This window comes from Gracilimonas sp. (assembly GCF_014762685.1).
Classification (GTDB): domain Bacteria; phylum Bacteroidota; class Rhodothermia; order Balneolales; family Balneolaceae; genus Gracilimonas.
In genome coordinates this window covers 496,148-520,487 of record NZ_JABURM010000005.1, presented here as the reverse complement: position 1 = coordinate 520,487, position 24,340 = coordinate 496,148, and the positions used below count along the sequence as shown (strand labels likewise).

Below are 24,340 nucleotides of genomic sequence, written 5' to 3'. Positions count from 1 at the left end.
GTTTAATTTCCGAAGCCAAATATTCATTCACGCGTTTCTACTATGAACACATTTATAAAGCTCGTAATCTTTTTCCTAATACTCGTTTTTGGGTTTGCCGGGTTGGCTTTTTACTGGACTTTCTATAAACCTCTCCCTGACTATGAAGCCTCCATCACTCTGAATGGCCTTTCTGAGAATGTTGACATCCATTGGGATCAATTTGGGGTTCCACATATCTATGCCAAAAATGAACAGGATTTATATTATGCTTTGGGATATGTGCATGCCCAGGACCGGCTATGGCAGATGACTCTCTCACAAATTGCTGCTGAAGGCCGGTTTGCTGAATTTTTTGGGAATGATGAAGAACTGATCAACCTGGACAAATATCAACGTACGCTCGGTTTCTGGAAAATAGCACAACAGATGGTGGATACACTTGCTCAAAATGAGCGAAGAGTTTTAGCTGCTTACTCTAATGGGGTGAACGCATTTATAGATAACAATTCAAACCGGTTACCTGTCGAGTTTTCTCTGGCAGAAATTGAGCCTGTTCGATGGAATTCAGTCCGCTCACTTGCAGTCAGCCGTATGATGGGCTGGGAATTAAATATGAGCTGGTGGAGTGAAGTTACCTACGATTATCTCGAAGATAAACTACCCGCCGATCAGTTTGATGACTTACAGCTTCGCTACCCCGATCACGTTCCTGACACCATAGATACCATAGATACCGATACCTTAAATGGTGCAGACTCGATTGGATTAGGTGCTTCCCTTATGCCAATGCTTCAGCAGGAAATTAAAAAACGGGCTTTACTGGAAACAGAAGGAACTCATGTTGGAAGTAATGCATGGGTTGTAGACGGCTCCAAAACGGAATCCGGATATCCTCTGCTGGCCGGAGACCCTCACCTGGGACTGGATATGCCGGGTAAGTGGTATGAAGTACATCTCAATTTAAACGGCCGTAATGTTTCTGGAGCTACACTGGCCGGAGTCCCCGCAGTTATTATTGGACAGAACGACCATATGGCCTGGTCATTTACAAGTATCATGGGTGATGACATCGATTTCTTTCTTGAACAAATGGATCCGGAAGACCGGGGGCGATACGTGGCTGATTCATTAAGCGACACCACCGCATCTTATGAGAGTTTTTCCAGGATTCGGGAAATCATTAAAGTAAAGGACGGGGATGATCAGTCTTTTGAAATTCGGTACACAAAGCACGGGCCCGTCATTTCAGATATCTATCCGACAGAAGGGTTGACTCAGGATAAACTTATTACCATGCAATGGGCAGGCTATGAGCTTACCAACGAAATGCGAACACTCTATCAAATTAATTGGGCTGAAAATTTCCAGAATTTTAAAGATGCCCTCCCCACTTTTGGAGTTCCCGGCCTGAACTTTTTGTATGGCGATGTTGAAGGAAATATTGCGATGTATTCAGTAGCGAAACTGCCTATACGTTCCGGAAATTCGATTATATTGCGAAAAGGATGGGACTCAGAACAAGACTGGCAGGGTTTCATCCCTTTTGAGGAATTGCCGCGCGTTATCAATCCGGAAGAAGGCTGGATCGCAAATGCCAATAACAAAATCACAACTGATGGTTATCCCTATTACATCGGTACATTTTGGGAGCCGTCTTCCCGAATTGAGCGTATCGAAGATATTTTGGATGACAGTCTGACTTTTGATTATAACCGTTTTGAGGAACTTCAAAATGATACCTATTCAGATTTTGCTGCTAAAATTACACCGCAAATTTTGGAGATCATAAAGAACCAGGATGCCTATAATTTTGACCTGCCCATTTCTTATCTCGAAAACTGGAACTATGAATACGGCCTCAAGTCTACAGCGGCGTCTATATTCGATGGCTTTCTTCTGAAGTTTACAGAAAATACCCTCAAAGATGATTTCGGTGATATGGCATATTCCAATTTTATTCAGCATGAAAATATTCCGGTGCGTACCATAACTTCGCTAATCGGCTCGGAAAGTACTCTTTTTGATGACATCCGCACTGATTCTGTTGAAGTAAAAGAGGATATGGTGGTGCAAAGCATGCAGGATGCCATTTTAATATTAAGCGATTCTCTTGGCAGTGAACCTTACGAATGGCGGTGGGAACAACTTCACACCATCACTTTTGCTCCCCCGTTTTTTACTCAGGCTGCTCAAGCACCTGAGGCATCCGGATCTTTAAAATTGATTGTAAACAATGTGCTCAGTAAAGGGCCTTATAAAGTAGCAGGCCATGGTATGAGCGTAAACAATGGACAGTATTCCTGGGAAGATCCTTTTGAAATGGTTCTTGGCCCTTCCATTCGGCGAATTTCGGATTTATCAGATATGAGCAAGAGTAAAAGCGTACTCCCTACCGGACAGTCTGGAAACCCCTTTTCCAACTTTTTTGGAGATCAAACCGAATTGTGGCTGAGTGGACAATACCGGTGGCTACATCAGGACAGTACACTTTTTGATGAGACCTATATTCGTACTATGAAATTGGTACCCGGTGAGTAAGTCGTGACCGGAGATCACTTCTCTATATCACAGATATTTATTTTAGTACCCAATATAGTCTCCATCTTTGGTCAGCTCTATAATTCCATCCTTGGTGGCAAACTTTGCGGGTATCGAAACATAACCGCCTCCCCTTTTTGCCTTTTTCACTACAAAATGAAGATGCGGGCCGGTAGAATACCCTGTATTTCCCGAATATCCAATCAGCTGACCCATTCTCACCGATTGCCCCAATCTTACCTCTACCCCTTGGTACCGAAGGTGAGAATAGTCAGCAAATGTGCCGTCATCATGCATGATGGTGATAAAATTGGCATACTCCATCATATCTATTGAGGGGCCGCCCTTATTATTTCCTTCCTCCATCATCACTACTTTCCCGCTTCTTGCAGCATAAATTTGAGTACCGTCAGGCATATTAAAATCAAGAGCATGCCGCAACTCACCCTGATGAGAAAACTCTCCTCCAAAACCTTGGGTCACCCTATATTGATCCCCTTTCGGAAAAGGAAGCCGGTATGCAAAAGAATCGTTATGGCGCGCAAAGATATCTCCCATATAAAAGCGATAGCTTGATTGAATACTCCATCCCGCTTGTTTATTAGTGTAACTGAGATCCATTATTTTTTCATCACTTTGGGATGGCAAAACACCTGTATAGGGTAGATTTGTATTGGCCTTCAGCCCTTCTGTAATCAAATTTAACTCTATGGTCACGGGATAAATGTTCGTATTCGTAGCATGAAGTTCCAACGCTTCCTCTTTTTCAACCCGATACACATTCACAGACCTTTCATCCTGACTCAAGCCCCCTGCTATCAAAAATAATATTAACCAAACAGACTTCATTCAGATTTCCAATTTTGTAGGTTTTTGCTCAAATTTGCACTTAAATAAATTCATATATAATGGACGTTACCTTTATTCAATTATTGCTGGTGTTAGGTGCTGCTTTAGATACAGAGTCTAACGAATCAGAGATATATTTAAAAATTAAAAACGGAGATCAAAAAGCTTTTAAAACATTTTTTGATGCTCATCATACAGAAGTATTTCGTTATTTGGTGCAAAAAGGAGTAGCAAAAGACGCTGCTGAAGACCTCATTCAAAAAGCATTTATCTACATTTGGGAACACAGAGATAAGATTGAAGAACATAAATCCCTGAGAGCTTACTTGTTTCGTATAGCCTATACGCGCATGCTTAACCTTTTTCGGGACCATGCCAAGTTTGACCGTAATCAGGAAATTCCGGATGTAGGTATTTCAAATAACCCGGCTGACGAAAACTTGAATCAGCAGGAATTAAATATGGCAATTGAACAAGCTATTTCAGCCATGCCGGAGAAGAGGCAAAATGTGTTCCGGCTCTGTTTTCTGCAGGAGTTTACTTATAAAGAAGCCGCTGAGTTTCTTGAAGTATCAACCAAGACGGTAGAAAATCATATGGGGCTTGCTTTAAAAGACTTACGATCCTCCCTCTCAAAGGTAGCCGAGGACTTTTTATAATTCTTTTTAGGGGTATTCCTTTTTACTTGTGTAATAGAGGTGAAACAAAGACAGCGAAATGCTGTTAAAAAGTAAAATCAAATAATTTAAAAGGAATATAATCATGAATTTATCCAAGATATTCATACCATTCACATTTTTAGCAAGTCTACTACTAATTGCAAGCGGGTGCGACATTTCCAATTCCGGTAATGACGGACCTGCTAAAGTTGCCGTAACCATGCAGATTGAATCAACTTCTGCCGCTAAATTCAAAGCAATGACTCTAGATTCTCTTACAGAAATAAAGCTATTGGTTGAAGAACTCGAACTTGAAAGCGTCAATGATGACTCCTCAGACTTTGAAGTAGAAGACCTGTTGATCAACTTACCTCTTGACGGAAGCAGTATTGAATTAACCTCCCAACAAATTCCGGCCGGATTCTATGATGAATTTGAAATGGAAATCGAAAACGATGATGACGGGCAAACAGTTAATGATCCTGAGTTCTATGAGGGTGAGACAAAGTATTCCATCGTTGTAAAGGGAATCTATAATGGTGAAGAATTTATGTTCCGGTCTGACCAAGATTTTGAAATCGAACTGGAATTAAATCCACCTTTAGAATTAAGCGGAAATAATGGCCCTGCTTCTGTAGCCATTAATCTTGATCCCACCGCTTGGTTTCTGGATTCTCAAGGCAACTCGTTAGACCCTTCTGATCCGGCAAATAAAGAAACTATTGAAGAAAACATAGAAAATTCCTTTGAAGCAGAAGGTGAATATGATGACGACGATGATGATGACGATTAATTGCTAACTAACATAACCCATATCAAACCCTGCTACCTGAACAATGGCAGGGTTTTTTATGTTTGCTCTGTTAATACTAAAAAATGTTATCATTGATTAGGGGAACCAATAACTTGATGTGTATTAAGTATGAACACAACAACCATTTTATAAAACCATGAAAGCATTAAAACTAAAACTCCTTAAGGCAACCGGATACTTTTTCTTATCCGCTATATTAATATCAGCCTGCACTCTGGGAGATGTATCTGACGAACTAAACAACAACCTAACCCCCGAAGAAATAGAAGCAGCAAGTCAAATTATGGGACATGCCCTTTCTGATGACAATGATGGTGTACTGTCAAGCTTGAATGATGCTTTTACTGCTGTTTCAATGGATAGCTTTGGCACAAACAGTACCACCTATAAAGAGAGCGAAGAAGATGAGGACGAAGATTATTCCGGTCGTGGCGGAGAAAGTAATTACCAATATGAGTATGACCCGGAAACCGGACTGCATACCATAAACTTTGAACGAAATGTAAGCACTACTAACTTCCAAAAAAACTTATCTGCCGTACTTACTTATATTTTTACAGACATTGACGGTAATTTTATTCAACAGCCAAGAGTAAATAAGGAAAGTATTGAAAGCATTGACTTCACTGCATTAAAAACCGGAGATATAACCAATCGGTATCGGAGTTCAGAATTCAGCCGGGCCGATACTTTTGCCATCACCGGGGTGAGTAATGCTACTGCTATTTTAACTTTGGATGGCAAGCACCAGGGTAATGGCACATTCAATGGCGTACGCGGTAATGGTGATACCTTTGAGCGCTCATTCGTAAATGAAATCAACTTTCTTGATATTCAGATCAATAAAGATACGGTAGCCCATTATGGTTCATTAGAACATGGCGTAACCGGCACCCTGAATTATGAAATGAGTCTTTATAAGAATAATAATGGTGATGAATCTACCAAAACAGTAACAGGTACGATTCAAATGGACGGTGACGGTTCTGCATTATTACGTTTCCGGAATTTGGATAAATTATTTTATGTGAACCTAAAATCCGGTATTGTGACCGATGATGATGATGATCTCGAAGCTCCTGTTGCTTCTGTAGATGCCACAAACAGAACGGTTACACTGGATAATGATATCGTTGTGATTATCACCCCCAGGACAGAAGTTGAAGGAGATGACGGACTTGAAACCTTGGAAGAAGTAGCCCTTGCTTTGGAAGAAGGAATAAATGTTATCGCTGAAGTTGACGGTTATAAAAACCCTCAAAACCAGTTAGAATTTATCGCTGATGAAATCGAATTCGAATTGCCGGACGATGATGGTGATAACGACTAACTTATAAACTCTTTTAATATCCCGGGCAGGCTCCGCAGCAACTGCCCGGATGTTATTGAATACAATATGCCAAATAACTCTAACATATCCCCAGACAACGCAGATCTTTTGCTCGCCCAAAAGATTGGAGCTGCTTTGCCCAATTTGAAGGCATTGGATACCGATGCTGATCCCTTACTTTCTGAACTTTTCAGGTATAAAAAAGCAACTGCGGAACAGATCCCTGCTATCAACTCCAATTCTCTTTGGGATTCGATTCAGGCTGAAATGAATGAACAGCAAACCAAAGCTCCTTTCTTTACCCTGACACCGGCAATCAAACGATATGCCATTGCAGCGGGTATTTTAATTCTGGCTTTTATAGGCAGCTTCATCTATCAAAATATTACAAACCCAAGCCTGATCGCAGAAAGTTTTTCCAATATCCAACAAGTACAGCTTTCGGATGGGACCACCGTTAACCTCCGCCCTCATTCTCAGCTATACGAACATTCTGTTTCTGAAAACTCAGCAGAATATCGACTTGAGGGGGAAGCATTTTTTGAGGTAACTCATAATCCAAACCGCACTTTTATTGTTAAAACAGATCGGGCAAAAGTGGAAGTATTGGGGACCAAATTCGTATTAAGCAATTGGGGAGGAATCTCAAAGGTATTTTTACAAGAAGGACAAATACAATATGAATCCCTAAGCAGCTTGAAGTCCGTGATACTGGAACCGGGACAATCTTCTGTCATCAATGATTTGAATGAAACACCTGGAATTTTACAAGCCAGGGAATCTGTATTTACCGATTGGCTAAATAATGAGCTGACGTTCCAAAACGAATCAGCGGATATGATTTTTAATGAACTTGAGCAACATTTTGATATCCAAATTGAAAGTAACGCAAACCTTGAAAGTGAAACTTTAAGCGGGTCTATCAGCTTAAAAGATCTTGCTACAGTACTAGACGATTTAGAATTGGTGCTGGATGGAACTTTTACACAAACCGGTGACAAACACTACGTCTTTAATTTAAATTGACCATGCAGAAAAAACCTGCCGTTATCATTTTTGGGGCCATTATATTTTTTCTGGCAAGCCAAAGTATCTATGCTCAGTATTACTTTCAAGATACTCCCTTGCTTCACATTATAGAAACAGTTGAAAATGAAAGTGATTACCGGTTCCTGTATCGTGAGTCACAACTTGCTGATATCAACCTCAGCTTCAGAGCACATGGCGAAGAAATTATAGACTCCCTAAGGGCTAAGTTATCAAACTATCATATTTCTCTGGAATCAGACAGTAGCCGCAACCAAATTATCCTGTATAAACAAAAAATTGGCACATCAAAAATGCTCACCATTTCCGGTCAGGTGGTGGATGCCGAGACAGGAGAACGATTGCCTTATGCTACTCTTTTCTGGGAAACAAGGAATACAAAAAATGGCGTAGCGGCCAATTCCTCCGGTGCCTTTAAAATTTCTTCCCCAGCCGAAGGGAATACGTTTACCTTCACAGGTTCTTACCTTGGTTACCAACCAAACCAAGTTTCACTGGATTTAACGCAAGGCATTTCGTTTGAGGACATCACCCTTCGTCTAAATCCAATCACCGTTAAAGGAAATGATATTGTTGTTACTGGTTTGAACCACCCGGCAGGGTCTGATAGTATCTATCGTAACTTTGTAAATGTGGGGGTATTAAATCCATTTGGAGAAAATAACACTGCACGTGCCTTACAATCGCTTCCTTCTGTAAGTTCAGGCACAGCCATCAATAACGGAATCAATGTGCGGGGAAGTTCATCAGACGCTACTCAGATTCTCCTCGATGGCATTACTATTTATAACCAAAGTCATTTATTCGGACTGCTTGATAGCTTTAATCCCAGCGCACTTCAAACTTCAGGTTTTTTCTATGATGTAACCCCTGCCCAGTTTCAATCATCCCCAGGCGGCACACTGGCCATGCTTACCAAAACCGGATCTTTGAATAATTTCACTTCTTCAGCAGGATTAAGTAACACAGCATTTAACGCTACCCTTAACGCTCCCCTGGTTGCCGGGAAAAGCAGCTGGTTGCTTTCCGGACGGTCTTCTTACATGAATACACTAAACTGGCTTGGCAATGATGAATTGATCGCATACGGCTTAAATATAGACCGCCCCAAGGAAGTAATTGGCAAGGATATTACAGACTTGGATTCACGCCTGGTGTTTCCCGGGGAGTATGATGCAGCTTTTTTTGATCTGCACGGGAAAATGTATTTTGAGTTCGATAATGGTAGCCGCCTGATTACCGGGGCTTATTACGGGGCAGATAATGTTTCCCAGGAAGCTGAACGCCTTGTTCGCCGCTTTAATCCCGATAAACCGGAGCAACGATTCAGCCGGGTGCAAATGCAAACGTTAAATGAATGGGGAAATCTAAGTGGCAGCCTAACTTTTAAAACCCCGGTTACCCCTTCCCTCTATAGCCATACCATGGCTGCCGCCAGTATCTATAACACGGAGTTCAGTAAAGATGATTTTGTGTATAACCGGATTGAAAGAAATACCGACCGAGTTGAGGTTTTCACTTTCCCGCTGAGAAATCAAAGTGTATTCAATGAATTTAAATTCGACCAATCGTTTGACTTGATTTTACCAAAAACGCAATGGACCTTCGGGGCTTCCTTTCAATATTTTTTGGGTGAGTATTTTGAAGAATCATTTGATCGTCCCGGCTTTTTTATTTCCTTCGAATCCGGGTTGGCAGACATTTATTCCCAACTTGATTACACCGACTGGGAAATTATGAACGTACATCTCGGGTCCCGTTTACACTACTACACCAATGGAAATTACCTTTATTTTTCACCCCGAATTAAGCTTAAATTTTTTAATGAAAAACCGGTTTCTTTTGGCTTGGGTTACAGCCGAAATTTCCAATTTACGCACCGTCTTTCATTTTATAATGTAAGCAGTCCCGATGTGTGGGTGATCAGTTCGAAAGAGCAACCCCCCGCCTCTTCTGACTATTTTACTGCAGGTGTTTATTTCCGCGGTATAAAAAACACACTTTTTCAGGTTGAGGGGTATCATAAATATCTCACCAATGCAAGGCTTTTCGAAATCAATGCTCAAACACTAACCAACAGCTTTGACGCACCGCCGTGGCTTTATAATAATGACGGTCTCTCAAAAGGCGTGGAAATCCTTATCAAAAATCAATTTAAAAAACTTTCCTTAACAAACTCATACGCCCTCTCTTCGGCTACTTTTCAAAACCCTGCCGTATTGAATGGTTCTGAGTTTCATGCAGAGTGGGACCGGACTCATAGTTTTAACTCAACTACAGAGCTTAAGATCACATCAAACTTAACAACTTTTGTCGGCTTTACTGCAGCTTCGGGAGTTCCAAACCGGCTTCACTTCTTAAGAGTGGAAGAGCAACAGCGACTTAACAATTATTACCGGGTTGATGCAGGGCTTGAATACAATCTTGAAATAGGTCAATCACAGCTTGAAATGAATATTTCAGTCTTTAATGTATTAGATCAACAAAACACCTGGTATCGGGAATTGGACTTGGTAATTGATTCCTCAGTACCCACCTCTCAGCAAAGATTAACCGCTTACCCCGTAGATGTGTATGATCTTGGAATTCAGCCTTCTTTCAACGTTATGATATGGTTTTAGCTGTCAGGACATAACAGCATCTACTTCTATCTCCACCAGTAAATCAGGATGGATTAACCGGGAAACTTCTACCAGGGTGGCCGCCGGATTTATTTCCCCAAAAAACTCTCTATGGGCTTTCCCAAATGCCTCCCACTCATCCATGTCCGTAATAAATGTACGGGTTCGGACTACATCTTCCAATGAAGCTCCGGCTTTCTTCAGTGCTCTTTTAATATTTAAAATACACTGTTTTGTTTGTTGGTACACATCGCCTTTTCCAATAATATCACCATTTTCACCTATGGAAGTAGTTCCGGATACAAAAATAAGGTTCCCGGTTTTAACCGCCCTGCTGTATCCTACCTTTGATTCCCATTCAGATCCGGAAGATATTTTTTGCTTCATCGGTTTTTACTTAAGTCATCAGTTAATTTGCTATACCGGCTTCTGAAGTTAAGATCATAAATGCTCTTTGTACGCCTTTATAGCCTTCATCATTATACCACCATTCATCCAAAGAATGTGCTCCCCCACTACTGCCTCCGCCTCCCAAAGTCATTGAGGGAATTCCCATCGAAATGGAAACATTGGAATCGGTGGAAGATCGTGTCAGATCCGGCTCTTGCTCAAAATATTTTGAAACGGCAATAGCCCGCTGTATAAATGGATTATTAGAGGGAATGATACCTGAAGGGCGGTTTCCAATCATCTCTACATCCACGGTTAACTGCGGACCCTCGGTTTTAATATCGTTGGCTTCATGTAAGGCTTCCTGAACTGCTTCCTGCAAGATTTCATCAATTTGTTTCAAGTTTTCCTGGCTTTCAGACCGCATATCTATTTCCATCCAGTTGGCAAATGGTACGGAATTTACTGAAGTCCCACCACCAATTCTTCCCACATTATAACTTGTTTTCGGACCATTTTTAACGAATTCCGACGCCTCTTCATCAAAGTGTGTTATAGCTCTTCCTAATGCATGAGCCGGATTTCCAATTCCGAATGCTCCCCATGAATGACCACCGGGACCTTCAAAAGTGACTCTATACCGGTGAGACCCCAATGCTTTATTCACAATACGGCTATCGTTGCTTCCATCGATGCTAATAAAGGCATCGATATTATCTCCTTCTGTCTCAAAAAGATGTTTTACTCCTCTTAGATCTCCCAGCCCTTCTTCTCCCACGGTCCCAACAAACCATATATTATCTTTGGTTTGAATATTCAGTGTTTCGTAAGTATTTAAAATGGCAAGGAGTACCGAAAGTCCCCTGGTGTCATCCGTTATGCCCGGGGCAAATAAGGTATCATTTCTTACTTCAACTTTTACTTCGGTTCCTTCCGGAAACACGGTGTCGAGGTGAGCTGAAATCACAATGTTTCGTTCTCCCTCTGTACCCGGGCGCCTGCCAATGACATTGCCTTCTTCATCTATCTCAACCTGATCTAAGCCATAGCTGCGCATCATCTCCGCATAACGTTCAGCCCTCACTTCTTCCTGAAATGGCGGAGCCGGGATCTCTGTAATCAGAATCTGATTTTGAACTGTTTCATTATCTGTTCTTTGAATAAACTCCATAGCCTCTTCCATTTGGCTATGGTTTGCTAATTCCTGAATTTCATTTTTATAAACTTCCTGTAAAGTAATTTCGGTTTCAGCAGTTGCATCATTTTCATTGGGTTCATTTGATGAACAACTTATTATTAATAAGGCAAGTACCGGAATTATCAGTTTTTTAAAGAATTTCATTCGATTATTTTGTTATAAAGGTGAAAGTTCAAACCATTAAACAGCAATCAATTATAGTGAAAGCGGTTATGAGTTTAAAGAAAAAGCCAAAGCGTTCGGATGGACACTTTGGCTTGATTAATGTGTAGAATAATGTTCTTTCTTATTTAGTTGATCAATCGGGTAAAATCGGGGCCGAGCGGGATCGGCAGATCTTCGGCTGCCTCAATCAGTGTTTCGGCCATATCATTTTTATCCTGCTGATTCATAAGCTTAATTAAAGCTGCACGTGCAGGCAAATGATATACGTTCAGCGTCAAAGCTTCGTTATAGTGGTTTTCAGCACTTTCGTTATTATTATCAGCTTCCGCCAGTGTACCGCGGACATATTCATATTCAGCCTTATGAATGGGTAAGTTTATTTCTGAAATATCATTCAGTACATCATTGCCTTCACTCACCCGACCGAGTTTTGCATAAAGTTCTGCAAGCAAAAACTTTTCATCCATTTCTGCCTCACCACCGGATATCTCATTTACCGCCTCTTCAGCTTTTTCCACTTCTCCATTTTCAAAATTGATGTGGGCAATTCTGAGTGTATAGCTGGGTAATTCATTATCAGCTGAAGCTAAAATACGCTGACCTTCTTCCAAAACACTTAATGCGTCATCAAGCCGGTTTTGGCGTGTCAGTACATCAGCATATATCAGCCGGTAATCAAAATTTTGGGGATTTTGATCCAACAGGTCTTTAAAGAATGCAGACACTTCGCCTGAGTATCCAAGTACACTGCGAAGGTTATTTGTAAAAGCTTCTGCATCTTCTTTTCGGTCCCGCAGATACGTGGAAACCATGGGGGCATCAGCCACATAACTTTCGGATACCTCAATGGCTTCTTTTAGAAAACCATAGTTACGATATCTTTCCCGTGAAAGGCGGTTGAGATTAGCTGCTTCAGCTAAATCCTCTTCTATTGATTTTGCTTCAGCAAAAAGTGTTTTTTGTTCCTCCATCGCTTCATCAAACGTCATTAAGCCGTTCAATGCTTTTTGATGGATAACATTTGCCCTTGTAACTAACACCGGGGCATAATTTGCATCCAGATCATGTGACCTGGTAATCATGCTTTCGGCACCTTCAAAATCACCTTTCTTCGCATTTACTTCCGCATATTCAAGTAGTGCCGGAATATAATCGTTGCTGAAAGTCAGCGCGGTATCAAGGTAAGCAGTAGCTTTAGTCAGGTCGTTACTGCCATAAGCTCTGTTTGCAAGTGTTAAATAAGTTTGGGCCCAGTTATCGGCCAGCACTTCTTCGTTGCCGGCAAGGTATTTCTCTTGCTTTTGCAGGAGTGATTTTAAAAACTCATAATAATCCGGATCTTTCTTCTGAATAAATTCACGGGTATTCATCGATTTATGATTCAGCGGGTGCACTTTTTTCTCCGAAAGAAATCCGGCGTACCCCTGTGCAAAAAATTCACTTTCGTTATTAGAAGCATAATAATCCAGGGTGGTATTATTTTCTTTGGCCGTGTAATATAATGACCGGATTTTGCGGCTTTCTTCATCTGTTAAAATACGCCCGTGGTAAAGATGAGCATATTCATGGGCCAGCACATTACGCTCCCAATGGGCTCCTCTTTCTAAATATTCAATGCCGGTAGCACCGCTGCCCACTCCGCGAATATCCATCCATTGCCGATTATCAAAGGTAGTACCAAACCGGAAATAGCTCCGGTCCATAGCAATAGCCAAATCAATGTGGAGGGGCGGAATGGCAAAATCGGAATTAAATTTATTGATCATTGGAAGATAGGCCTTACTGGGTCCAATCTGCTGCGCAATCATCTTTTTTACGCGCTCACCCGGATAGTAATTGGCATCCTTAAATACATTATAAAACACTGCGCCTTCATCTGGTATCTGGGTGTCAGCTATTGTCTGTTCAAGCTCCTCAAATCCATCCAGATACTCAAACTGACGCTGTTTAATAACTGCCGCTAATCCGTTATGTGCCGGGCCGTAATTTTTTTTTCTGTCCAGGATATTCTCAAAAGCAGCTTGTGATGAATCCAGTCGTGCAGACCGATCCATATCATAGTACATATAATAAATGGAGCCTCGCATCATCTCCGGGAGAACCGATTCAGGATATTCTGCTTCCACCTGATGTGTTATTTGAATAGCCTCATCTAATTTGTTTTGAGGTATGAGTGCTTCCGCCCGGCTAAGTTCTTCACGCACTTTATCGTCGGAAGGATGGATATAATCCGCATAGGTTAAATTGGTATGCCCATTTCCAAAATGCCAGTGTGTAAGATAATGAAGCGGATTCACCTCAAAAGCCAGGTTCCATTGGGCGGCCATATTGTCCAATTGCGTGGCATCTACTCTCCGCCATACAGCATAGCCATAGCTGAATCGGGCATCAGGGTTGTATGGATTCAATGCCAAAGCTTCCTTCAAAGCAGGCTCCGCTGCTGCTGGGTCCTGATCCCAGAACAAACCTTCAGCTTCAAGCAGATAACCTCCGTCAAATTGCGGGTCCCAGTCCTGAACATTTTCTGCCCAGCGAAGTGCTTCTTCAAAGTCACGCTTTAGCAGGGCTACTTTCCCTCGAATTAACCCGGCCTCGGCATCATTCATATTTTCTTCCAAAAGAGCCGCACCAACCTCATCAGCTTCGTCTAATTCCCAAGCCTGAATATTCAATTCAGCCTTTAGTAATTTTGCTTCACGATTAGCAGGGTTTTCCTCTAAAATCGTGTTAACAATACTTTCTGAGCTACTGTAACGATGCTTTTTAAACAGTAATTTAGCTTCCGCAAGTCTGACTTCATCACTGTCCGCACCCGCATTGGTAATATATTGTTCTGCTTCACTCCACAATCCCAGCTCAACAAGCTTCTCAATATTTTGTGGTGTTACTTCAGTTTCAAGTTCTGCTAGTGTTGTTGCACGCTCCTGTTCAAGATTCTCCAGCACTGAAGCTACATCATCAGCGTATTTATCCGCTTCAGAACTGCATGATATGAGTAACAGTGTAAAAAGTATTGGCAGGACTACTGCTATCGAAAGTTTTTTAAAAAATGACATAAGAGGTAAATTTTTGTTTTAGTCTTCTTCAATTAAAAAGGGATCATTGGCAATATTTGAACCCACCCCTTCTTTTGATTCTTTTACCATTCGGGCTACTTCTTCCATGAGCTTATCATTATTGATGACAATTCCATCCTTTATGGTATGAACAATCCCCCTGGTCCGGTACATATTATTATCCTCATCAAGTGTGACGGCTCCAAAGGAATACATAAATCGAAGATTATATAAAGGACTTCCATCTATCAGGATAAGATCTGCTTCATACCCGGGACGCACTAAGCCTGTCTTATCTTCAATACGAAGAGCTTTTGCACTGTTATGAGTTGCTGATTTCAGAACCTCAAGTGTATGCATGCCTGATTCCCTCAGAAGTTGTAATTCCCTGATATTCGAAAAACCGGGAGTGGCCCAGATATAGTTATCATCTGTACCATAAGCAACCGTACCGCCCCGCTTGTTAAATTCATAAATCAAGTCACCCCAAAGATCATAGGCCTCATACCAGGTCTGCTCATCATCCGAAGTCCAGTCGTAATGAAAGGATCCATGATAGGCCGGATCAGGCAGATTCCATTCTATCAAAGCCTGATGTGTGTATTTTTCATGCCAAGGTAAACTCTGGGCCCTGATAATATCTCTGTTCGCTTCATAAACAACCTGAGTAGGCTGCATAAACACTCCATAGGCAACCAGTGAATCTGCTACTTCACCTAACAACCGTTCCCGGTTGGCTTCCTGCCATACCCTTCCGGCTTCGCGAAATCTGTGGTTCTCATTATCGAAATTATAATCTCTTGGATAATCCTGAACCGCTCGGTCTAATGATGATTCACCATATCCATAATGATGAAGGATAAATGTAACCCCTAATCGAGCTGCATCCACTGCATCTATCACAGAAGTATAAGACGGGGGAATATGAACTCCGGTAACGCCCCCATTTTCCCATACCGCATCCGCTGCAGCTTTAAATAATTCCTGGTTCCAGGCGATACCGTTAAGATAAACCTGATGTGCTCCCTGCTCAGCCATTTCTTTAGCTATTCTGGGGGCATTCTCAGGATTTGATAAAAACACTTCATCGTAATCCAATCCGGAACCCCAAGACCATAATGGGTACATGGTGGGCGCCAAAATTTCATTTCGGTCTGCAAGCCGCGCTTCCTCCATCGCATATTCAACCCCTCGGTCCGAGGCTGGCCCAAAAGTAGTTACACCATGAGCTAGTTTTAAATAGTAGATATACTCAAGAGGCATAGGTTCTTGCCTGAGATGACCGTGCAAGTCAATGAGCCCGGGCATTATATATTTGCCGGTGGCATCAATTATCCGGTCTCCCGTTGGACGGTTCGCATCACCTCTTCGCTCTGCCGTAACAGGATCAAAAGGAATCATTCTTGTAATCTTGTCTCCTTCAATAACAATGTCATATGGGCCTACCGGTGGGCCGCCATGTCCCGGAATTACCATTGCATTCCGAATAACCAATCGGTCATAAGGGCCTTCCGCCAGGTCTCCAAACTGTTTTTGTGCTTGTGCTTCTTGCCAACTTAGAGCCAGTAAAACCAATCCGAGTCCAAGAATTTTAGCGATCCTATTAATTTGATAAATCATTGTATAGTCCAACTTATTGGTGAATGATATAATCTACGGCCAAAAAACATCTTATAATCCTCCCATCAGGATTTGCCTTGATGGAAGGACGGATAAGAATTCTTTTCAACTTATTATTGCAGTAATAAAAACTGTTATTTTGTTATGCTAACTTTATTCCACTATAAATGGAGCCGTCATAATATTTTCCTGAGAAACACCTTCTTTGGACTCCTTAACCATTCGGGCTACTTCTTCCATCAGACGGTCATTTTCTATCACAACACCCCCTTTAATTGTGTGTATAATACCTCCTGAACGAAACATGTCTCCATCTTGATCGGTGTTAATTGCACCAAATGAGTACATATTGCGGAGGTTATAAAGTGGGCTTCCATCTACAATTATCAGATCAGCTGTATAGCCGGGACGTACGAGGCCCAGTTTTTCTTCACGCAATGTAATCGCGCTGTTGTGTGTGGCGGCTTTAAGTACTTCTAGAGTATGCATTCCTGTTTCTCTGAGTAACTGTAGTTCGCGAATGTTAGAAAATCCGGGAGTTGCCCAAATATAATTGTCATCCGTACCGTAAGAAACATGGCCACCTCTTTTATTAAATTCATATATCAGATCTCCCCACAAGTCAAATGCATAGCTCCAGTAATACTCATCATCAGAAGTCCAGTCATAGTGATATGATCCATGAAAAGCAGGATTAGGTAAGTTCCAGTTTATAAGCGCCTGGTGAGTATATTTTTCATTCCATGGCAAACTGGCCGCTCTTAAAATGTCACGGTTTGCTTCATATACCACCCGGGTCGGAAGCATATGCACACCGTATGCAAAGAGAGAATCAGCTACTTCACCCAAAAGCCGTTCCCGGTTGGCTTCTGTCCATACTTTACCGGCATGACGGAACCGTGCATTTTCATCGTTATAATTATAATCGCGAGGATAATCCTGAACTTGACGATCTAAAGATGACTCGGCGTAAGCGTAATGGTGTTCAATCATCGTAACGCCTAAACGGGCCGCATCTACCGCCTGTGTTACCGAAGTAGTATTAGGAGGAATATGATAAGTAGTAATACCACCGTTATCAGTCACTGCCTTGGTTACTGCGCCAAGTAATTTCTGATTCCATCCCAAACTTCCCACGCTTACCACATGTGCACCTTTTTTAAACATTTCTGCTGCTACCTTGGGAGCATTGGCAGGATTTTCCAAAAATTCGCGGTCAAAATCTGTATTGGAACCCCATCCCCAAATCGGATACATATTGGGAGCCAGAATCTCGTTATCCTCGCTGCGTTTTGCTTCTTCCATCGCGTTATCTAATCCGCGATCAGGCGCCGGCACCATTGTTGTCACACCATGAGCAAGTTTCGTGTAATACACATATTCAATTTCCATTGGTTCTTGTCTCAAGTGCATATGCAGATCAATCATACCGGGCATTACATATTTACCATCCGCTTCAATCACCCTGTTTCCTGTTGGACGGTCACTGTCTCCCCTTCTTTCAGCTGTTACCGGGTCGAAAGGTATCATCTCGGTAATCTTATCGCCTTCAATTACAATGTCATAAGGCCCTACAGGAGGTCCGCCATGTCCCGGAATTACCATTGCATTCCGAATTACTAATCGGTCATATGGACCTTCTGCCAAGTCTCCGAATTTCTTTTGAGCCATACCCTCGAATGAAACACCACAAAAAAGTATTACCAAGAGTATTGTAGTTATAGCTTTAATTTTATTCATTTTATTAATCCCACTTTTACTTAAAAAGAAACCCCTGTTTTGGGCAGGGGCTTCGATATTAATAATAATATTTAGAAATCTTAGTAACGTTCCTTCTCACCAAGTTCCGCTTCTTGTTCGTCAACCATATTGCGAACATCTTCGAGCAGTTGTTTTGCGTCATACACAATTCCATCTTTAATGGTGTATTTCACACCTCCCACTCGTACAATTTCATCCACACCTTCAACTCTTATCGCTCCTGTTCCATACAGTACTTTTAAGTTTTGAAGTGGATTTTCTTCCACGATAACCAAATCAGCTAATTTACCTGGACGGATGATTCCGAAAGGAGCATCTCCATCCAGCTTTTTATACAACTCATCGGCACCGTACATGGTAGCTGAACGAATAACTTCCAAAGGATGGAAACCGGCTTCCTGCAACAGTTCTAGTTCACGGATATAATCAAAGCCATACAGCTTATAGATAAATCCTGCATCGGAACCCGTGGTAACACGTCCACCTGCATCTTTGTAATCATCTAGGAATTGCATCCAACGTTGGTAAAAGTTCTTCCATTGAACCTCGTCCTCGGTGGTCCAATCGAACCAATATGATCCGTGAGCTACACGATTGGGCTTATAAAAGTCCCATAAAGTTGGCAAGGTATAATCTTCGTGCCAGTCGGCATTACGAGCTCTCATAACATCTCTGCTCGCCTCGTAGATAGTCATGGTCGGGTCCATGGTCAGGTCATGTTTCAGAAACAACTCAATCAGTTCATTCCATTCTTCGCCACCCGGCTCTACAATTTTGTTCCACTGCCGCGCAACTTGCCCAAAACGATCTTGTTCATTTTGGTAATTATAGTCATTGGGATAAGGCTGCAGATCATGGTCATCATACATGGACTCAAATAATCCGTAATAATGAGTTTGCGCTCCCAAACCTAATTTAGCAGCATCCGCAGTATTCATGCGAACCACTCCAATTTGGTCTAAGTGCGCGGTGCTGTTAAGCTTAAGCTTTTCTGCTTCATCAAGAAGAGCTTCCATAATGCCTGGATCATGAGCGCCTACTTTCAGCCCGTCAATACCTTGTTTTTTGGCCCAACGAACCCACTCCCGTGCTTGTTCAGGTGTATTTACAGGCTCATCCCATCCCGAGCCTACACGATGGTAACTGAACATTCTCGGAGCTACAATTTCGTTTCGCTCACTTCGCTTTTTCTCGCTCAGTGATGATTCCAAATTATCAAATGGAACACCGCGTACGGTTGTTATACCGTGACCCATCCATAATTTATAGGTGTATTCGGCATTAGGCACTTTTGGCTGTCCGCCTGTATGTACGTGCATGTCAATGAATCCGGGCATCACATACATTCCGGTGGCATCAATTTCCTGTGTTGCTCCACCCGGGCGGCGATCTTCGTTGATCGGCACACCGGGATAACCTACCCGGTGCACTGATACGATTTTATTACCTTCGATGACGATATCAACCGGGCCTGTCATAGGTGCCCCGGTTCCATCAATCATATTAGCGCCACGAATAATAAGACGCTCGTAAGGTCCTTCACCTTCCGTCCGGTCAGGGGCGGGATTTGAAGGTTGAGCCAACACCGTTGTTGTGAACATGGAAAGCATAAATACTCCCAAGCCCAACAACATGGTTTTAAATTTTAGATTCAACATATCTTAGATCCAGTTAATTATAATTTCTATTGATTTGAATTTTTTATCAGAGGTCAGGATTGGCTAATTGCTCATTTCTCGGTATAGGCAATAATATCCCGGGAGTCTCTATGGCATCTTCACCAGCCAACCAATCAGGAGATTGTGATCCGAATCGGTACATATCATTCAACCTTCTGCCTTGCAGATAAAGATTGGCTCTTCTTTCATGCTCGATAAACGCAACGAAATCATCGGTTATATCCATATCCGGCAGGCCATCAAGTGCTCTTACCGTATTGATTTCACTTCTGGCTCTGATATCATTCGTTCCTACTAACTCTTCTGCTATAATGAGATGCATTTCCCGAGCCGACAACCAAGTTAACGGAGAATAGTTCTCGGTATATGTTTGAGTGTCATTAAAGTCAGCTGCAATAGCTACTACCCGGGGATCCGGATTACCTGTTTTCAGATCATCGAAAGGAGCTCTGTCTCCATCAGGATCAGGAGTAAGAGTAAGTTCCCCGCGGCTATTTACCTGACCGGCTAAATAATTGGTAATATTACCTGCCTGATAGTCAATAACCGCTTTATAATCTGCAGACATAAGTGCCAGGGCATCTTCAGCATCCGCAATAGCACCTGTTCCTGATACCAATGGGTTAGCAGGAGTTGATCCTTTAGGATTCAGTTTCTGCCAAACTCCTTTGGCATGCTTTGCTCGCGCACGAAGTCCAAATACCTGACTTTCAAGCGTGGTATTACCAATTGCCTGGGCAATAGGCAGTGCTTTATCCAGCATCTCAATCGCTTGATCATAAACCGTAAACATTTGGTCTTCACCAATGGCGGGGGAAGTTTCAGTTCCGTTAGAGTAAACAAAATTATCGTAGGAGTCGGCAATCGTAATACGAGTCAATGCCCCGTATATATAACTCCGAACCAATACTGATCGGTCAACAAGTTCGGAATTACTGTCGAACTCTTCTAACTTCTCGATGGCAAAATCAGACATATATCTTGCCTGACTTATTTCCGGAAAACCGGCTACGATTATTTCATTAGCATCAAAATCGACTCTTCCTTCACTGAACGTTTTATACGATTCGTAAGAACCGGTCCAGTAAATCTCGTCGCTAATGGTAGCAGTAGCGGCATAGGTCCATCCTAATCCGGACATTAAAGCGTTAAGCTGTCCATTTTTTAAACCTTCAGCAGATGAAGGCAAACTTACATCCTCTACGGTGAGGCTGTTTGGATTTTCTACTTCCAACAGGTTACAACTACCAAGAAACAACAGGAGTGTACCTGTAACTAATATCGTGGCGTGGCGAATTTTAAATTGATTAAATATACTTTTCATAATTGAAAATAATTTGAGTGAAAAATTGTTTGTGCTGACAACATTAAATTAAAAGTCAAACTTTAATGTTAAGGCATAGGTTCTAAGCAGTGGAGTACCATAGGTATCCATTCCGCCACCAAAGTTTTCTTGCAGAGTTGCTCCCTGCCCTAAACTGGCTTCTCCGGTAGCAAGAGGATCAACTCCTTTATACTTACTCCAAAGCGCCAGGTTGTTGCCTGATAATGTCAATGAAGCACCGTTTACACCAAGTTTCTCAACTGTCTCAGTAGGAATTCGGTAAGAAATACTCAAATTAGTCCATCTGATATAGTCAGCTTTCTCAATTTCATTTAATCCGTCAAAGGGTGAAAGAGATACATTGTTATTAACCCATTTCTGAGCTGCATCTATACGTTCTGCGGTGGTACTGTTCGGATTTTTCAGTACAGATTCAAGGCTGGAAGCACTCAAAGTATTTCGTCCAATAGCACTGTTTACCCTGCGGAATGCATCTGTCAGGTTATGGTGGTAGTAGTTTCCTGTAGCATACTGAAAACGACTGCTGACTGAGATATTTTTGTACACATTCGCTGTGAATCCGAAAGCACCTTCCCAATCCGGAGTTGGTTTGCCTAAATAGTGGTCTAAGTAAGTTGAACCACCGGGAAGGGCTTCTCCATTAGCTCCTGCAACCATAATGGCTGAGTTAAATGAACCCGGGTCAACTGGTCCTGAAAAATAAGCTTCCAATTCAGCCTGACTGTCAGGAACACCATCTTGATTAGTATCAAAAGGAAAAGCTACGCCTTCAGGAAGTTTGGTTCCAAAGTAAGAACCCGGTGCATATCCTTCTTTAATAAACATTCGGTCACGAATGTAAGATGCATCAATTTTGATAGGCGGTTCGCCACCAAGTGATGTCACTTCTTCCTTTATGTAGGCTGCATTGGCAAATATATTAAGTGTGAAGTTCGAGTTTTGAATCACATTACTGTTCAAGCCTAATTCAAGGCCATGAGCTACAAGTTCTCCTGCATTGGTAAGCTGCGATGAGGTGAATCCGCCTGATGGAGCATATGTCCGGTCAATGAGAGCGTCTCTAACTACACGATCCCAGTAGGTAGCTTCGAATCCAATCTTATCTTCAAACAGACCAAGTTCAAACCCGGCTTCCCATTCGGTTGCTACTTCAGGTTTCAGGTCTCTGTTACCTGGGTTACCGGGTAATACTCCCGCCCCTTCAGATGAGTTCACAGGAACAAAAGTTGTGAATCGATCAAAGGCACCCGGCTGCTGGCCTGATTGTCCCCAGGCAGCGCGAATCCTGAATGAAGAAACATTATTAATCTCAAAATCAAATGCCGTGGTGGGGATAAAGGATGCTGAGAATTTTGGATAAGTTGCATAATCAAAATCTTCTCCAAAGGCACTACTTGCATCCATACGCAAGCCAACCGTCAGGTAGATCCAGTCGCTGTAGTCAATTTGCTCCTGAACAAAAGCACCTGCATTAACAATTTCCTGGAAAGAAGAATTTGAAGTCTGAGATGCCGTTGCACCCAATACTTCTAACCCGGGGCCGGAAAAACCGGTACCGGTAGAGTTTGCAGTATATTGCTCTTCCTGGTAGGCTTGGAAACCGGCTACAAAGGTTGATTTGATGTCTTCATTAATATCTTTGGTCCAGTTCATTTTACCTTCTAATGACTTTACCATTTGCTGACGCGTACCAATTGCAATTTGTCCGTCTCCATTCGGAGCAAGGCCATCTACATTATAACCGAACGGCAGATAATTAGAACTGCGTTGGTCACGATAGTCAAGACCAAAAGAAGCATCAAAAGAAAGCTCATCCGTAGGGAAGTAATCAGCTTTTAACACTACTCTACCCTGGTTTGTGGCATCAGTTACGGTTGGATACGTTCCTTCCCTAACAGTAGCAAAAAGTGGAATACCAAAAGTATCATACTGACTGACCTGGCCTACTCGCTCGGGTTTCGCATAACGGGAAGTACTGGTAGGTGTATAAATGGTAATACCACTTTCATAGATGCTAATATCCGAATTGGTATAAGAAGTTTGAGCTCTCAAAGTAAAATTATCACTCGGCATGAAATTTAAATTACCGGTGAAATAAATCTTTTTATAAAGATCATTTGCTTCACCAACCGGGCCTCCATTAAAATTGGAAGGTCTTGGATCGAAAGGGCCGTCGGTGTGAGTATATCTTAAATTAGAAAAATAGGTCATCGACTCTCCACCACCCTGAACGGAAGCAGAAATTTCCTGGCCTACACCGATACTGTAAAGATCGATTAGATTAATCGGAGTCTCGAATGGCTCATATAAGTCCACATTCAACCCTAAAACATCACTTACATTTTGTTGCTCAGTGGCATTTTCCACAAAACCGGCATTTGTCTTAAAACGATCTGGCATTTGGTACAAGGTAGTACCTAATTCAATATCAAATTGAGGAGCGGATTCCTGCCTTCCCTGCTTGGTGAAAATTTGCATTACACCGGAACTCGCCTGAGAACCGTACAGAGTTGCAGCAGCAGGTCCTTTTAGGATCTCAACTCGTTCGATAGAGTCAAAGTTAATATTTGCAAGCCCTGAAGGAGCACCTAAACCACCGGTACCAAATCCAGGAGCAAATCCACCGCCGCCGTTTACACGAACTCCATCAACATAAATCAAAGGCTGATTAGTCATAGACAAACTTGAGGTTCCGCGAATACGGATTTTAGGCTCCTGATCTACGGCTCCACTTTGAGCATTAATGGTTACACCAGCAATTCTACCGGTCAGGGCATCTTGTACCGAAGTAGTCGAAACATTTTCAATGCCGCCGAATTCAACGGATGAAATAGTATGCCCCAATGACTTCCGTTCTACCATACCACCCGTACCGGTTACTACTAACTCATCCAGGTTCATGGTTGATGTGTACAATATAAAATCAACGGTAGTTGTTTGACCTGCTGTAACCTGAACTTCTCTGGTTTCAGTTCTAAAGCCAACAAAGCGGGCTCTCAATTCAACGGTACCTGCAGGCACCCCATTAATTTCATAAGTCCCATCTACATTTGTAGATGCTCCGAGGGTTCTGCCCTCAATCTGCAACATTACGTTTACTCCGACTAAAATTTCACCGGATTCATCCGTAACCTGTCCTTCAATTGTACCGGTTTGCGCCCAACTCAGACTGGGTATGCAAAACAGTATTGCTAATATTATAAAGAGTGGTATCTGTATTTTCATTTGATATTTATTTTTGGTTCTTGATTAACTAATCCATTACCATATTTTAGGTCCCTCTATT

At 42.1% G+C, this 24,340-nt stretch carries 15 protein-coding genes; 6 read left to right on the top strand and 9 right to left on the bottom strand.

All coding sequences use genetic code 11. The features are described 5' to 3' along the window. Positions 1-42: 42 nt before the first annotated feature. Positions 43-2,520, top strand: coding sequence for a penicillin acylase family protein (locus HUJ22_RS02405; protein ID WP_290873210.1), 2,478 nt, complete (start codon positions 43-45; stop codon positions 2,518-2,520). A 42-nt stretch (positions 2,521-2,562) separates the two neighbouring features. On the opposite strand, the gene HUJ22_RS02400 is transcribed toward HUJ22_RS02405, so the two are convergent. Beyond that, complete coding sequence (locus tag HUJ22_RS02400) at positions 2,563-3,369, bottom strand: M23 family metallopeptidase (RefSeq protein WP_290873207.1); 807 nt, start codon at positions 3,367-3,369, stop codon at positions 2,563-2,565. A 59-nt stretch (positions 3,370-3,428) separates the two neighbouring features. Between HUJ22_RS02400 and HUJ22_RS02395 the strand changes: the two genes are divergently transcribed. From HUJ22_RS02395 to HUJ22_RS02375, 5 genes are all read left to right on the top strand, one after another. Further along, positions 3,429-4,028 carry an RNA polymerase sigma factor gene (locus HUJ22_RS02395; protein ID WP_290873204.1) on the top strand — a complete coding sequence of 200 codons (600 nt, stop codon included), beginning with the start codon at positions 3,429-3,431 and terminating at the stop codon, positions 4,026-4,028. 103 nt (positions 4,029-4,131) lie between these two features. Then, positions 4,132-4,821 carry a hypothetical protein gene (locus HUJ22_RS02390; protein WP_290873201.1) on the top strand — a complete coding sequence of 230 codons (690 nt, stop codon included), beginning with the start codon at positions 4,132-4,134 and terminating at the stop codon, positions 4,819-4,821. Positions 4,822-4,978: 157 nt separating this feature from the next. Then, on the top strand, positions 4,979-6,172 hold the full coding sequence (locus HUJ22_RS02385) for a hypothetical protein (protein WP_290873198.1): 1,194 nt from the start codon (positions 4,979-4,981) through the stop codon (positions 6,170-6,172). A 66-nt stretch (positions 6,173-6,238) separates the two neighbouring features. Continuing rightward, entirely contained in the window at positions 6,239-7,198 is a 960-nt protein-coding gene (locus tag HUJ22_RS02380) for a FecR domain-containing protein (protein ID WP_290873195.1), read from the top strand. Between the two features lie 2 nt (positions 7,199-7,200). Beyond that, the gene (locus HUJ22_RS02375; protein ID WP_290873192.1) at positions 7,201-9,840 is read left to right on the top strand and encodes a TonB-dependent receptor; all 2,640 of its coding nucleotides are present in this window, start codon (positions 7,201-7,203) and stop codon (positions 9,838-9,840) included. 3 nt (positions 9,841-9,843) lie between these two features. On the opposite strand, the gene HUJ22_RS02370 is transcribed toward HUJ22_RS02375, so the two are convergent. The 8 genes from HUJ22_RS02370 to HUJ22_RS02335 all read right to left on the bottom strand — a co-directional run bounded on the left by HUJ22_RS02370 (position 9,844) and on the right by HUJ22_RS02335 (position 24,279). Next, positions 9,844-10,227, bottom strand: a complete 384-nt coding sequence (locus HUJ22_RS02370; RefSeq protein WP_290873189.1) for a RidA family protein — start codon at positions 10,225-10,227, stop codon at positions 9,844-9,846. Positions 10,228-10,249: 22 nt separating this feature from the next. Next, the gene (locus tag HUJ22_RS02365; RefSeq protein WP_290873186.1) at positions 10,250-11,572 is read right to left on the bottom strand and encodes a M20/M25/M40 family metallo-hydrolase; all 1,323 of its coding nucleotides are present in this window, start codon (positions 11,570-11,572) and stop codon (positions 10,250-10,252) included. Between the two features lie 146 nt (positions 11,573-11,718). Next, on the bottom strand, positions 11,719-14,649 hold the full coding sequence (locus tag HUJ22_RS02360) for a tetratricopeptide repeat protein (protein WP_290873184.1): 2,931 nt from the start codon (positions 14,647-14,649) through the stop codon (positions 11,719-11,721). 18 nt (positions 14,650-14,667) lie between these two features. Then, positions 14,668-16,269 (bottom strand): amidohydrolase family protein, encoded by a 1,602-nt coding sequence (locus HUJ22_RS02355; protein ID WP_290873181.1) that lies wholly within the window; start codon positions 16,267-16,269, stop codon positions 14,668-14,670. 153 nt (positions 16,270-16,422) lie between these two features. Continuing rightward, complete coding sequence (locus HUJ22_RS02350) at positions 16,423-18,009, bottom strand: amidohydrolase family protein (RefSeq protein ID WP_290873178.1); 1,587 nt, start codon at positions 18,007-18,009, stop codon at positions 16,423-16,425. An 80-nt stretch (positions 18,010-18,089) separates the two neighbouring features. After that, positions 18,090-19,688 carry an amidohydrolase family protein gene (locus tag HUJ22_RS02345; RefSeq protein WP_290873175.1) on the bottom strand — a complete coding sequence of 533 codons (1,599 nt, stop codon included), beginning with the start codon at positions 19,686-19,688 and terminating at the stop codon, positions 18,090-18,092. Positions 19,689-19,734: 46 nt separating this feature from the next. Next, complete coding sequence (locus HUJ22_RS02340; protein ID WP_290873172.1) at positions 19,735-21,033, bottom strand: RagB/SusD family nutrient uptake outer membrane protein; 1,299 nt, start codon at positions 21,031-21,033, stop codon at positions 19,735-19,737. A 48-nt stretch (positions 21,034-21,081) separates the two neighbouring features. Continuing rightward, positions 21,082-24,279, bottom strand: coding sequence for a SusC/RagA family TonB-linked outer membrane protein (locus HUJ22_RS02335; protein ID WP_290873169.1), 3,198 nt, complete (start codon positions 24,277-24,279; stop codon positions 21,082-21,084). Positions 24,280-24,340 lie beyond the last annotated feature (61 nt).

Bases quoted from the DNA above. Each gene is read 5' to 3' on its own strand.
- HUJ22_RS02405 (WP_290873210.1), top strand. From the start codon at position 43: ATGAACACATTTATAAAGCTCGTAATCTTTTTCCTAATACTCGTTTTT.
- HUJ22_RS02400 (WP_290873207.1), bottom strand. From the start codon at position 3,369: ATGAAGTCTGTTTGGTTAATATTATTTTTGATAGCAGGGGGCTTGAGT.
- HUJ22_RS02395 (WP_290873204.1), top strand. From the start codon at position 3,429: ATGGACGTTACCTTTATTCAATTATTGCTGGTGTTAGGTGCTGCTTTA.
- HUJ22_RS02390 (WP_290873201.1), top strand. From the start codon at position 4,132: ATGAATTTATCCAAGATATTCATACCATTCACATTTTTAGCAAGTCTA.
- HUJ22_RS02385 (WP_290873198.1), top strand. From the start codon at position 4,979: ATGAAAGCATTAAAACTAAAACTCCTTAAGGCAACCGGATACTTTTTC.
- HUJ22_RS02380 (WP_290873195.1), top strand. From the start codon at position 6,239: ATGCCAAATAACTCTAACATATCCCCAGACAACGCAGATCTTTTGCTC.
- HUJ22_RS02375 (WP_290873192.1), top strand. From the start codon at position 7,201: ATGCAGAAAAAACCTGCCGTTATCATTTTTGGGGCCATTATATTTTTT.
- HUJ22_RS02370 (WP_290873189.1), bottom strand. From the start codon at position 10,227: ATGAAGCAAAAAATATCTTCCGGATCTGAATGGGAATCAAAGGTAGGA.
- HUJ22_RS02365 (WP_290873186.1), bottom strand. From the start codon at position 11,572: ATGAAATTCTTTAAAAAACTGATAATTCCGGTACTTGCCTTATTAATA.
- HUJ22_RS02360 (WP_290873184.1), bottom strand. From the start codon at position 14,649: ATGTCATTTTTTAAAAAACTTTCGATAGCAGTAGTCCTGCCAATACTT.
- HUJ22_RS02355 (WP_290873181.1), bottom strand. From the start codon at position 16,269: ATGATTTATCAAATTAATAGGATCGCTAAAATTCTTGGACTCGGATTG.
- HUJ22_RS02350 (WP_290873178.1), bottom strand. From the start codon at position 18,009: ATGAATAAAATTAAAGCTATAACTACAATACTCTTGGTAATACTTTTT.
- HUJ22_RS02345 (WP_290873175.1), bottom strand. From the start codon at position 19,688: ATGTTGAATCTAAAATTTAAAACCATGTTGTTGGGCTTGGGAGTATTT.
- HUJ22_RS02340 (WP_290873172.1), bottom strand. From the start codon at position 21,033: ATGAAAAGTATATTTAATCAATTTAAAATTCGCCACGCCACGATATTA.
- HUJ22_RS02335 (WP_290873169.1), bottom strand. From the start codon at position 24,279: ATGAAAATACAGATACCACTCTTTATAATATTAGCAATACTGTTTTGC.